Source organism: Parashewanella sp. 2210YD4-3 (assembly GCF_056591735.1).
This window is the reverse complement of sequence record NZ_JBWQOG010000013.1, coordinates 139,338-151,608: the sequence shown is the minus strand read 5'-3', so window position 1 is coordinate 151,608 and position 12,271 is coordinate 139,338. Positions and strand designations below refer to the sequence as shown.

Here is a 12,271-nt window from a genome sequence, read left to right as displayed (position 1 = left end):
GCCAGAGCCAGAGCCAGAGCCAGAGCCAGAGCCAGAGCCAGAGCCAGAGCCAGAGCCAACAGCCGAAGCTCAGCCTGAACCTCAAAAAAAGCCGAAAAAAGAAGGTTTTTTTGCGCGTCTAAAACGTGGCTTGCAACGTACCAGTGAAAACATTGGTAGCGGTTTTATTGGCTTATTTAAAGGCAAAAAGATTGATGATGAGCTGTTTGAAGAGCTCGAAGAGCAATTATTGATTGCTGATGTTGGCGTCGAAACTACTACACGTTTAATTGATAGCTTGACGCAACAGGCTTCTCGTAAACAGCTTAAAGATGGCGAAGCTTTATATGAACTGCTTCGAGATGAAATGCAGCAAACGATTGAGCCGGTATCAGTACCACTGGTACCAGAAGTGCCTGAAGGTCAAGATGGACCCTTTGTTATCTTAATGGTAGGCGTTAACGGTGTCGGTAAAACCACCACCATTGGTAAGTTAGCCAAACAATACCAAAGCCAAGGTAAATCGGTGATGTTAGCGGCAGGTGATACCTTCCGTGCCGCCGCGGTTGAGCAGTTACAGGTTTGGGGGCAACGTAACGAAATCCCTGTTATCGCCCAGCATACGGGCGCAGACAGTGCTTCAGTCTTGTTTGATGCGTTGCAAGCGGCGAAAGCGCGCGGCGCTGATGTACTGATTGCCGATACTGCAGGGCGCTTGCAAAACAAATCTCACTTGATGGAAGAGTTGAAGAAAGTCGTGCGTGTAATGAAAAAGCAAGATGTGAACGCACCACATGAAGTGATGTTGACCTTAGATGCCAGCACTGGGCAAAATGCCATCAGTCAGGCACAATTGTTCCAAGATGCAGTGGGCGTTACAGGCATTACGTTAACCAAGCTTGATGGTACGGCGAAAGGCGGGGTGATCTTTGCGATTGCCGATAAGTTCTCAATTCCAATTCGTCATATTGGTGTTGGTGAACAAATAGATGATCTTCGTGCTTTTGATGCTAAAGACTTTATTGATGCGCTGTTTAATCAAGAAGAGCAAACATCTGATCAACAATAGACCAATGAATGCTATTGCTTTTAGCTAGGTTTAATTCATTTAACACATTGGGCAGCGATAATAACGGAATACTATGATTGAGTTTGAGCAGGTAAGCAAAGTTTATCCCAGCGGTCAAAAAGCCTTAACTCAGGTGGACTTTAGTTTAGGTTCTGGAGAAATGGCGTTTTTAACAGGGCACTCGGGTGCAGGTAAAAGTACTTTGCTTAAACTCATCACCGTAATTGAGCGAGCCAGTGCAGGTCGAGTCATCGTTAATGACTATGACGTTGCCAAGCTCAAGCGTAAGCAAGTCCCTTATTTTCGTCGAAATATCGGTATGATCTTCCAAGATCATCATTTACTCATGGATAAAAGCGTATTTGACAATGTCGCACTGCCTTTGATCATCGAAGGTTATTCCATGGGGGATATTAAAAAACGTGTCGCTGGCGCCCTCGATATGGTGGGGCTAATGGGTAAAGAAAAACATCTTCCTATCATGTTATCGGGTGGTGAACGTCAGCGGGTGGGAATTGCTCGGGCGATTGTTAATAAGCCATCATTATTGCTGGCTGATGAGCCTACGGGTAATTTAGATCCTAAACTCTCCATGGACATTCTAAGGCTTTTTGAAATCCTTAACGATGTTGGAACCAGTGTATTAATTGCTACCCACGACTTGGGGCTTATTGCTCGAATGAGATATCGCACTCTGACATTAAAACAAGGTCGAATGTTAGGAGGGGAGCATGACTAAATCAACCGCTACCCTTAATGCCCTTAATCACAGCAAGCTGCCATTGTCGGGGCGAATCGTGATGTTTTTCATTCGCCACGTTCAGCAAGCCTTAGCCAGTATCGGTGAAATATGGCGAACGCCAGTATCTTCATTGATGACCATGATAGTGCTCGGCGTGAGTTTAAGTTTGCCTGCGGCTTTGCAAGTGCTCGTCAAAAACGCAGCAGTGATCACTAATTCTTGGGATAATGCGGCTCAAATTTCATTATTTATTGATGTTCCGCGCAGTGATGCCAGTATTCAATCCTTATTAACTCGGATCAAGTCCGATCCTGATGTCAGTGACGTGCATTACATTAGTCGTAAACAAGCACTGGATGAGTTCCAAGCCTTATCGGGGTTTGGGGATGCGTTAGCTTATTTGGATGAAAACCCACTTCCGGCTGTTGTCAGTGTAACGCCAACCAATCAAGCTTCTAGTCCAACCAAGGCTAAAGCCTTGCTAAAACGCTTAGAACAAGAGTCACAAGTAAGCTTTGGGCGTTTGGATATTGAATGGTTACAACGCTTGCAAGCCATTGTTACCATTATTCAACGAGCGGTGTTTGCCGTAGCCTTGCTGCTTATTTTGGCTGTGACGTTAGTGATTGGTAATACCATACGCTTGTCGATTATGAATCGACAACGAGAAATTGAGGTTATGAAGCTGGTGGGGGCGACTGATGCTTTCATTCAAAGACCATTCTTATATTCTGGCATTTGGCTGGGAATTGTGGCGGGTGGAATGGCTGTCATCATAGTGCAAAGTTTGGTGTGGTATCTTGATGGGGCGCTAGTCGGTTTATTGCAACTTTATGATTCGCCAATATCGCTCTCCATGTTATCGCTAAGCGAGTGTGGTCTATTGATGTTATTTGCGGCTTTTTTAGGGTGGTTAGGAGCGTACTTGTCGGTTCGTCAACATTTAAAAGCCATTGAACCGCGATAAGTTGAGTGAACTTTCTTTACATGGAAAAGTCATATAAGAGTTCGTCTCAATATGAATCGTAATTAATAAGATTTAACTTGAAGGTTGACATATTTTGTCAAATAATGAATATTGTTCAATTCGAGTTTTTTATTGTTCACCTTTTTTAATTTCATTTAGGAGCTTACTTAAATGACCCAAAAACAACATTCGATGGCATTGATGGCAGTTCCCAGAGGGAGTAGTAGCCTAGAATCTTATGTTCAGTCAGTAAATGGCATTTCGATGCTGGATGCGCAGACGGAATATGAGCTTGCCAAACGTTTGCATGAAACGGGTGATTTACAAGCGGCTAAAAAGCTTATTATGTCTCACCTACGCTTTGTGGTACATGTAGCGAAAGGCTATTCTGGTTATGGTTTACCACAAGCGGATTTAATTCAAGAGGGCAACATTGGTTTGATGAAAGCGGTTAAGCGTTTTGATCCAACCGTTGGTGTTCGTCTCGTATCTTTTGCAGTGCATTGGATCAAGGCTGAAATTCATGAATTCGTACTGAAAAACTGGCGTATTGTGAAAGTGGCGACAACTAAAGCACAGCGCAAACTGTTTTTTAATCTGCGTAAAGCGAAAAAGCGTTTAGGTTGGTTCAGTGACGATGAAGTGTCCATGGTGGCAGACAATCTTGGGGTTTCAAGAAAAGATGTACTTGAGATGGAATCTCGTATGGCGGCGCAAGATCCGGCGTTTGATTTAGCCTCTGATAATGATGATGACTCTACTGATTTTGCACCTGTGCAGTATCTAGAAGATCACAGCTCAGATCTCGCTCAAACCATTGAGAAAGACAATTGGGAATCACAAGCGCAAGCGCGACTACTGTCAGCCATTAAAACCCTTGATGAGCGTAGTCAACACATCTTACAAGCTCGTTGGTTGAATGAAGACAAATCAACCTTACATGACTTAGCAGCACAATATAATGTTTCTGCTGAGCGTATTCGTCAGCTTGAAAAAAGCGCTATGAAAAAGCTGAAGGCTTGTATGGCAGCGTAAGTACTGATCTCGATTTGATGAATAAGCACCGCCTAGGCCGGTGCTTTTTTGTAAACAGTGAAAAGCAGAAAGGTGCTTGAATTTATGAGGTTTTAGAGAAAAAATAGTCTTGAAAGAAAAAGGCATATAGCAATTAAGATTAAAATATATCTTTACACTGAGTTTAATTAGTGTACTATTCGCCTCGCTCTGTTGTTCAGAGTTATTAATGAAACATCAAGTACATCGTAATACCCTAAGAGTTTCTTCGTAATTGTCGTCGTCCTCTGTGTTTACCTTATCTTTATTGTCACTCTCAATAATTCAAGCATCTAGCAACAATCATTAATTATTTATATAAGGGACACATCATGTCTAATAAAACAACTGGTACAGTAAAGTGGTTTAACGAAGAAAAAGGTTTCGGCTTCATTTCTCAAAGCAATGGCGGTGCTGATGTTTTTGTTCACTTCCGTTCAATTGCTTCTGAAGGGTTTAAAACTCTAGCTGAAGGTCAAGAAGTATCTTTCGACATTGAGCAAGGCCAAAAAGGTCCTCAAGCTGCAAATGTTATAGCAATGTAAGTTGCATTTCGGCAGTAAGCAATTACTGCCGATTTTATTGAAACCTTTACCACTTTCATACCCATCTACTCAAACACCTATCAAGTTATTTTCTCTCCAATTACTGCATTTTTTAATACAGTTAGAGTATTTAATAGCGGTAAAACACCATTCATAACGCTCATTGTCGATCTTAAAACAACAAATTAACCGTGTTATGAGTTAATTCCTGTTATAACAACATTTAAATTTAAGGATAAAAATGCCTAGAACAGCTGGCCCGAAAAGATTTTGGTTTTATCAACAAAAAAAGAAAAACTCAGAACATAGAAAATAATTAAAAAATAGGCATCAATATAATTACAACGGGTATTATATGTATGTCTTTAATTCATTCATTGCCCCAAATTATTAATCCACTCACTCATCACCACATGAGTCTTAATCGACTTTATGGTGTCTTGGGCATCAATAAATTCACGAATTTCATGCAGACGTTGCATGGAGACAGATTTAACCTAAAAACATCAGTTGAACGCTAAGCTAGATATTAACCTGATAAATAATAAAGACATTTCTTTTTTGTTGGTTCACCCATTAAGTGAATCGCTTCACGCTCACAAGCTTGCTAAAATTGCCCCTAACGGCGTTGAACCTTTTGCAAGTAGCACAACTACTTGCTACAAGTTTCGCCTTGTTATCAACAAACAGAGTAACGACAGCTTTGTTTGTCGGTAATTTTATCTAAGCCTGAGAACGTGCCCAACTGATGTTTTTAGGTTTAACAAATACCAGTAAATCCATGTTACCGCTGATCCCAAAGCAGGTTTGAATTTCAGGAATGGCTTGAAAAGTCGGAATGATTTCATTACTTCGTGCACAGGTGCGCTCAATTTCAAAATAGGCGCAGACGCCTTGCTTCTGTGATTCGCTCAATAACACTTGATAACCACGAATGGTGCCATTTTTCTCAAGACGCTTAATACGCTCAGTCACAGCACTACGAGATAAACTTACCTGCTCAGCAATATAAGAGATGCTCTGACGGGCATTTTTTCTTAATTCATTAATAATGGCTTGGTCGAATTTATCCACGTGATTACTCCGATTATTCCAATTTCCGACATTTTGAATGAAAAATAGTAAAATTCCGACACTTTGAATGAAAAAGAGTCAAAATTTGTTAGAAATGCCAGCACATTGTTTTTCACTTATCTCTATAATTCATCCCTTAGAATTTACTGGAATATACCGACTGGTAGCCCGCTCTGCCAGAGTTTTAATTGTGAGGCTAGGTAACAAAATTGATGAATGCAAAGATTGGACGCTGGCAAGGGGCTGGATTAATGGCCACCACTTTGTTGGGGACAGGGGTTTTTATTTTACCGCAGGTAACGGTTAAGTTAGCAGGTGCTGGGGCCTTGTGGGCATGGGCTATCCTGACGCTCACCATTATTCCGGTTACTTTGATATTTGGTAAGTTGTCAGGTCGCTACCCACATTCGGCGGGACCTGCGTATTTTGTCGAAAAAGCCTTTGGCCGCACGTTAGGGCGTACCATTGGTTTGATCTTTTTATTTGTGGTGCCCTTTGGTGCACCTGCCGCAATCTTAATGACCTTTGAGTTTGTGAAATCGATATATCCTGTTGAAGGCACAGCGGAATTGATGTTGCAGCTTCTGGTGGTACTTGGGTTGTTTTTAGTAGGGCGTCAAGGATTACAACTATCCGCCAAAGTACAGTTTGCACTTACGTTGACGGTTGTAGCGATTGTCATCGCACTATTTACCGCCAGCGGTGTTCATTTTGAAAAGCTACAATGGCAGCCAATGGATGAATTGTCTATCTCACCGATTTTTGCCGCAATGGGGATAGCCTTTTGGAGTTTTCTTGGCGTCGAAGCCATGAGTCATTTGGCTAATGATTTTGAAGATCCAAAGCGTGACATGCTGCCTGCGATGATCATTGGCGTGGTACTGGTGGGTATCATTTATCTGGCTTGTACGACCTTGATTTTATTAGTACCGACGGACTCATCATTAGCGATGGCGGGTATTTTTGATAAGTTACTCGGTGGCTATGGCGCAATCGTTATTGGTGTATTAGGGATTTTAAGCGGGCTGGCGACGGTGAATGTTTACAATGCCAGTGCAGCACGATTAGTTCGCAGTTTCAGTGAGGAAGGGTTACTCCCGAGCAGCTTAGCTAAGGTGAATAACAATGGTGTACCTGAGCGAGCTTTATCTGTGATTTTAGGTTTTATGGCAACGATTTTAGTCCTGACCTTTATTAGCGAACATGACTTAGAAAGCTTAATTGCATGGACCAATGGTGTATTTGTGATCATCTATTTGATGGCGATGCTGTCGGCGTTAAGATTACTCAGTAAGCGAAATCTACCACTCATCATTACTGGCTGTGGATTCTGTTTGGCGATGGGCTACGCCTTGGGTGCGAGTATGAGTTACGCCGTGGGACTTGCATTGGTGAGTATTCCATTGATTTGGCGACAAAAGAAATACTTAGCGGCTAAGCAAGCTTCAATTTAATATATCTCAGCAGTAGAGGCGTTCACTTCTACTGCTGGAAATTACCTAACCTGAGCTCTGCATAAGCAAACCTCTACAGCACAGCTACTTATGCGCATTTCTGCGTTAAAACAGCTCGAAATAGGCTGACTATTACGAACTGTTCAGCCTTGAACTACACAAAATTAGCCGCACTGTAGATTGAATTTTTATTTTATTTGTAAAATTAAAACAGTACTGATTTCTTTATACAGAGCTCAGGTTAACTACCTTCTTTTAGGTCGTGCCTTACTCTTTTTATTATGAAAGTAGCTTAACGACATTCCGGTTAGCACTATCCACATCGAGATCCCACATAGCCAAGAAACATAGCTGACTCCAACTTGAGCTTGTTGAGGTAGCAACCATTGAGTAACGATCAATGCTAATACTCCACTGATTTGCATTAACTTCGATGATTTATCCGATAAGCGTTGGTCGAAGACCACATTGAAATGCTTACTTTGGCTGAAGGAAAAACACAAAATAGCCAACAGTGATAGAGAGTGAATGATCAACATGTGGCTACCTTTTTTACAGCGGTTTTGACTGATTTTGAGTCAGACGTTAAGTGACGTTGAGATAAGTATCGTCTTAACAATAATGCCAATAACGCTGAGGTCACAATACCCATTTCAACACCAATAAAAGTCAGGTTTCCTGTTTGAATAGCTGTGAGTAGATATTGCCCAGAGCCAACGAGATCAATGAGAGGTAAACTGAGTAATAATATCGCTAGTAGCAGTAAATTATGTTGCCAATATTGGCGGGCTTTAAACGTCATTGCTAACAGCAAACAAGATCCCCAGCCACCGAAAAAGCTCATTAACTCTAATTCGTTACGGCCATCAATATCAGCGGGTAATAAACGGTTAGCTAATAGCAGACATGCAATGCCAATGGGTAATCCACCGAGTAAGGCTTTATTGCTCCAATCTATTAACTTAGTACCTGAATGACTGACATTGCGTTCGATACGGTTATTGAGCCATAAAATCGCGCCAGTAGCGACAAGTGCGGAGCTTAAGGCTCCTAAGATAAACAACACGAAACGAAGACCATCACTGGCAAATTTGCCTTCATGAAGGCCTAAAAAGACATAACTGATCAGTTTTGGTGCTCGCGGTGCTTGGGTTTGATGAAGCAGTTCACCTGAGCTGGCATCAAAGGCTAAGGTTTCGCTTTGGCGCGATAAGTCACTCTTATTGCGATAAAACATCAAGTACCCATTTTGATCATAAGGGTGATAATAGCTCACCCAACTGATGCTGTTTGGCTCTGACCACTGTGATTTCACTTGATCTAATATTGGCGTGATGTCTTTAACGGGCTGAGCCAGCTCGCCTGATGCTTTACGATCAAACCCTTTAGGGCTCACTTGGGATGACAATTGGCGATAACCTTTATCATAGTGATAGTTGGCTGATGCGGGCACGTAGAGAGAAAAGTAAAACATCATGGCGCTTAAACAAATCACAAAACAAAACGGAATGGTGACAATACCTATGATGGCATGAGCGTCAATCATGGCGCGTTTAAGATTTTGCCAGCGCAGTAAAAAGAAATCTTTAAAAAAACGTCTGTGAGTAAAGATACCTGTAAAGACACCGATCAACATAGTAAAGGCAGCAATCCCAGTGATATAACGACCACCGTATTCTCTTAGTTCAAGCGTATAGTGGAAGTGCACAAAAAAGCTGCCGCCAACGGTTTCTCTTGGCTTAACTTCTTTTGAAGCAAGGGATTCTTTTTGACCATCACGGCGACCTTGTCCCGGCATTTGCCAGCGGATCTCGGCTTTAGGATCACGCTCACTGCCTAAATTGATGTTCCAACGACTAGCACCTTGGGCTTTTTGATTAAGTGCGGCAATAGCTTGCGGGATCACCTGCTGTTGGGCCGTTTGCTCAAGCTTTTCAGGTTGCATCCAAACATCGATTTCATCGGCGTAGTAGCTAAGAGTTCCAGTCACAAATACCGCAAACAATAACCAGCTCAGTAAGAGGCCACTGTAGGTATGCAGCCAAATCATCGTTCGTCTAAAATTTCCCTTCACAACATCACCTCAACAGGAAATAGATAATACAAGCCCATCAGTGTCACACTGGCGATACCGATATCACGAATGCAGTGAACTGTATTTTTACAGCAAAAACACCAAATAAAAGCCATAAATGCAAACAGGTAGCTAAACATTAGACCAATAAAAATCGCATCATGGGTATTGTTGGTGAATAGCCATAATGACACAGGGATCATGCCGAAACTGGCACAAATGCCAACTCCATAGCCACCAAAAATGGCCATTAAGGTTCGAATAAAAACGGGAAGAGAAAATGTCATAACATCGAGTCTATAATCAGCCTTAGGTGATCGCCCAGCGGCGAAGTAAATTAGCATGAGATTTTGTGATCAAATCAAACTCGGCAGTTTTACCACTTTGTTGCATGATTGTCTTCCTCGCGGTATCTAAATCATGCAATATCTCGCGTTTATCTGGGCTTGAAACTAAGCTCTCAATCCAGGTCAGTACCGCTAATCGTTCACCTGAAGTAACAGGATTGACGCGATGTAAGGTTGTACTTGGGTAAACGATGGCATCACCAGCTTCCAGTTTATAAGCCATCTCGACGCCTCCTAAAATCATGGTCAATTCACCGCCCTGATAGTCGTTAGGATCAGAAAGGAAAATCGTACAAGAAATGTCAGTACGCACCAATTCCTCATTATGCATAATGGCATCGTCAATGTGATCGCCATAACCGCCTTGATTTGTCGATTTGCTGACGATAAACGGCATCATTTTTTTGGGATAGGTTAACGCGGTAAATTCAGGGTTTGAGGTTAATGCACGGGCGACGGCGTGATTCAACTCTTCGACGATGTCATCTTTTGCCTGCCATTGAAGATTGGTTTTTACACCTTGTGCGTGCCAACCAGCAGTATTTTTGCCATCTTCAAACTGGCCGTGGGCGATAAGCTGACGCAAGGATTGAACTTGAGATGTTGTCAGCACATTTTTAATGGGTCTTATCATAAAAACTGTCCGTTTACTGAAACCTGAAAAGCCGTCTAAACGACGGCTTGAAATTTGATTTGTTTATAGCTTAGAAGGTGTACTTCACTTTCATATTCAGTGCACGCGGTGCATTTGGCTGAACCGTTACCCAGTTAGCTCCACCTTCGGCACGGTTTTTATCCAGTGCATTGGTTAATGTCATTGAGAAATCCCAGTTCGACATTTTGTAGAATGCACCTAGGGTCATTTCTACATAGCTAGGTAAAATATATTTTCCGTCAAAGCGCTTAGAGTTGTATTGTAAGCCCATGCCAAAGGAAAGCTCTTCATCTAATTTGAAATTATTCCAAATTGAGGCAGAATGTTTAGGTGCATTATTGGCTTGCTTGCCTTTGTTATCACCAATGGTGTCATAAGCTCGGTTAAAGGCGTAGTTAAAGTTGGTGTTAAAGTGATCGTTAAAGTGATAAATCACCTCAAGGTCAGCACCTTTTGACTCAAAACTCTTTCCGTTTAACTGCTCAAGTTTGTAACCATTTTCACCACGAACGAACTTAGTGCTGTTTTCACGATCCATTCGATATAAAGTCAGTGAGGTTGCTAGATCACCATTAAGCAAGTCGGCTTTCATACCTAATTCATAATTGTAACCTTCAACAGCTAAATAATCGGTTTTTCCTTGACCGTATTGTGCAATCCATCGTGCATTAACAGGTTGATAGGCACGGCTATAGGTTGCAAATAGATTGATATCGTCGGTTAAGGCTTGAACTACACCAAAGTCCCAGATGAAGTCGCTGTATGTTTTTGAATATACTTTATCACCACGAGTTTCTTTTTGCTTTTGCTCTACATAACCTAGACCTGCAATGATAGTTGTTTTACTCGTTACTTTAATTCTGTCCTTGAAGTACGCGTTAGTATCTTTTTGGGCTCTAGGGGCAAAGTCCACTTTAAGTAATGATGCTGGTACAGGACCTACAATTTGGTTCTCAGGGTTTGAAGCTGAAATCCAGTTTTTACCCTTTGCATCGTCTGAACTTTGGAAGTTACGTTCAAACAATACATCGGCATCACGGAAGTTATAGCCAAGTAGAATGTGGTGCTCCATTCCCATTAGGTTAGAAAAACCTTGAATATTGGCATCAAATAATCGATAGCTATCGTCGCCTTTGGTGAATACCCATTTACGGTTAACCTTATCTTTGCCTATTTCATTGTCTAAGCCTCTGCTATCAGAAATATACAAATCAAGCGCTTCAGATTCTGTCGTGCTGTAACGGTATTGTGCTAATGCACTCCAGTCGGAGTTAAAGTCATGATCAAGTCTTAAGCCATAGCTTTTCGTCAGGTTTTCGCCTTTATCGTTTTTACTTCCGTAATACTTACCACGGTTGATAGGTTTGCCATATTTTACAAAATTGCCTTTTGAAAAGTTTTCAGTAAATACGCCGTCAGCATAGCTACTACCACCCGTTAATTCACGATTAGCGTATTCAAAACGAGGCATTAAAGTGGTGTTCGGTGATAGGTTCCAGATGAATGACAAGTCCACTTGCTTTTCATCGGTTTTACGACCTTCTTGGAAGTGATCACCCGATGGTGTGTACTGTGCCAATAAGCGATAAAGATAGGTGTTGTCGTTATCAATCGCACCAGTTGTATCTAAATCCAAGCTGGTACGGTTACGCTTAAAGTTGCCGGTATCGCTTGAAACATAGCTGCGATTTTTAACTGCAATGCTAGTTTGAGCAATTTCTTGTGGCTTTTTAGTGATAATGTTGATGATGCCGCCACCAATACCAGCACCATATAGCAAAGCTTCTGGGCCGCGCAAAAATACGACTTGCTCTGCGTTAAACGTGCTTGGAGAACGAGAACCTGTTCCGCCTTCACCTCCTTGAAGTGAACGCATACCGTCAATCATTACGGTATCAATGCTCGTGCGGATACCACGAGCAGTATAAGTACGATCCGCTGGACCATTGGCGCGAACACCTGCTACATAACCAAACGCTTCTTTTACATCTTCAATGGCGCGCTTATCTAGATCGGCAGCATCTAAAACGGTAATTGAACGCCCCACATCTTTAAGATCGACATTCATTTTTGTCGCTGTGTTGTCTTGTAGGTGCAGCTTATTCGGACGGCGACCATGGACTTCAACGCGCTCAATGTCTTCTTTGGCTTTATTTGACTGTGCATCATCGGCAAATGCCATTGGTGTTGTAACGGCTAAAGTTGAAATTAAGGCACTGTTTAACATAGCCGTTTGGTTAAGCTTTGAGGCTTTCCATTTACTCATTTATCGAATTCTCAGAATAGTAGGGTTAATGATTGTCATGTTGACG

General features: G+C 42.0%; 12 protein-coding genes and 1 pseudogene. 6 read left to right on the top strand and 7 right to left on the bottom strand.

The features are described from left to right. The 5 genes from ftsY to cspE all read left to right on the top strand — a co-directional run. A partial coding sequence (gene ftsY / locus AC1EU0_RS17165) for a signal recognition particle-docking protein FtsY (protein WP_480303789.1) occupies positions 1-1,048 on the top strand: 1,048 nt, incomplete at its 5' end. A 73-nt stretch (positions 1,049-1,121) separates the two neighbouring features. Next, entirely contained in the window at positions 1,122-1,787 is a 666-nt protein-coding gene (gene ftsE, locus AC1EU0_RS17160) for a cell division ATP-binding protein FtsE (protein ID WP_480303788.1), read from the top strand. Next, complete coding sequence (gene ftsX, locus AC1EU0_RS17155; protein ID WP_480303787.1) at positions 1,780-2,757, top strand: permease-like cell division protein FtsX; 978 nt, start codon at positions 1,780-1,782, stop codon at positions 2,755-2,757. The genes ftsE and ftsX overlap by 8 nt, the downstream gene beginning before the upstream one ends. Before the next feature lie 171 nt (positions 2,758-2,928). Further along, complete coding sequence (gene rpoH, locus AC1EU0_RS17150; RefSeq protein ID WP_480303786.1) at positions 2,929-3,792, top strand: RNA polymerase sigma factor RpoH; 864 nt, start codon at positions 2,929-2,931, stop codon at positions 3,790-3,792. A gap of 350 nt (positions 3,793-4,142) precedes the next feature. Continuing rightward, the gene (gene cspE, locus AC1EU0_RS17145) at positions 4,143-4,355 is read left to right on the top strand and encodes a transcription antiterminator/RNA stability regulator CspE (RefSeq protein ID WP_480303785.1); all 213 of its coding nucleotides are present in this window, start codon (positions 4,143-4,145) and stop codon (positions 4,353-4,355) included. A gap of 374 nt (positions 4,356-4,729) precedes the next feature. On the opposite strand, the gene AC1EU0_RS17140 is transcribed toward cspE, so the two are convergent. Both AC1EU0_RS17140 and AC1EU0_RS17135 read right to left on the bottom strand, forming a co-directional pair. After that, positions 4,730-4,837, bottom strand: coding sequence for an AsnC family transcriptional regulator (locus AC1EU0_RS17140; RefSeq protein WP_480303784.1), 108 nt, complete (start codon positions 4,835-4,837; stop codon positions 4,730-4,732). Between the two features lie 277 nt (positions 4,838-5,114). Continuing rightward, a pseudogene (locus tag AC1EU0_RS17135) lies at positions 5,115-5,429 on the bottom strand (Lrp/AsnC family transcriptional regulator); the annotation flags it as partial. Between the two features lie 212 nt (positions 5,430-5,641). Here AC1EU0_RS17135 and yjeH point away from each other — a divergent pair. Continuing rightward, on the top strand, positions 5,642-6,883 hold the full coding sequence (gene yjeH, locus AC1EU0_RS17130; protein WP_480303783.1) for an L-methionine/branched-chain amino acid transporter: 1,242 nt from the start codon (positions 5,642-5,644) through the stop codon (positions 6,881-6,883). Positions 6,884-7,128: 245 nt separating this feature from the next. Here the strand turns inward: yjeH and AC1EU0_RS17125 are convergent, their stop codons facing one another. From AC1EU0_RS17125 to AC1EU0_RS17105, 5 genes are all read right to left on the bottom strand, one after another. Next, positions 7,129-7,422 carry a DUF3325 family protein gene (locus AC1EU0_RS17125; protein ID WP_480303782.1) on the bottom strand — a complete coding sequence of 98 codons (294 nt, stop codon included), beginning with the start codon at positions 7,420-7,422 and terminating at the stop codon, positions 7,129-7,131. Next, positions 7,416-8,957: a PepSY-associated TM helix domain-containing protein gene (locus AC1EU0_RS17120; RefSeq protein WP_480303781.1), complete on the bottom strand. Its 1,542-nt coding sequence runs from the start codon at positions 8,955-8,957 to the stop codon at positions 7,416-7,418. Before AC1EU0_RS17120 ends, AC1EU0_RS17125 begins: the two co-directional genes overlap by 7 nt. Further along, positions 8,954-9,244, bottom strand: a complete 291-nt coding sequence (locus tag AC1EU0_RS17115) for a hypothetical protein (RefSeq protein ID WP_480303780.1) — start codon at positions 9,242-9,244, stop codon at positions 8,954-8,956. Before AC1EU0_RS17115 ends, AC1EU0_RS17120 begins: the two co-directional genes overlap by 4 nt. 22 nt (positions 9,245-9,266) lie before the next feature. Further along, positions 9,267-9,938 (bottom strand): Fe2+-dependent dioxygenase, encoded by a 672-nt coding sequence (locus AC1EU0_RS17110; protein ID WP_480303779.1) that lies wholly within the window; start codon positions 9,936-9,938, stop codon positions 9,267-9,269. A 70-nt stretch (positions 9,939-10,008) separates the two neighbouring features. Then, complete coding sequence (locus AC1EU0_RS17105; RefSeq protein ID WP_480303778.1) at positions 10,009-12,225, bottom strand: TonB-dependent siderophore receptor; 2,217 nt, start codon at positions 12,223-12,225, stop codon at positions 10,009-10,011. Positions 12,226-12,271 lie beyond the last annotated feature (46 nt).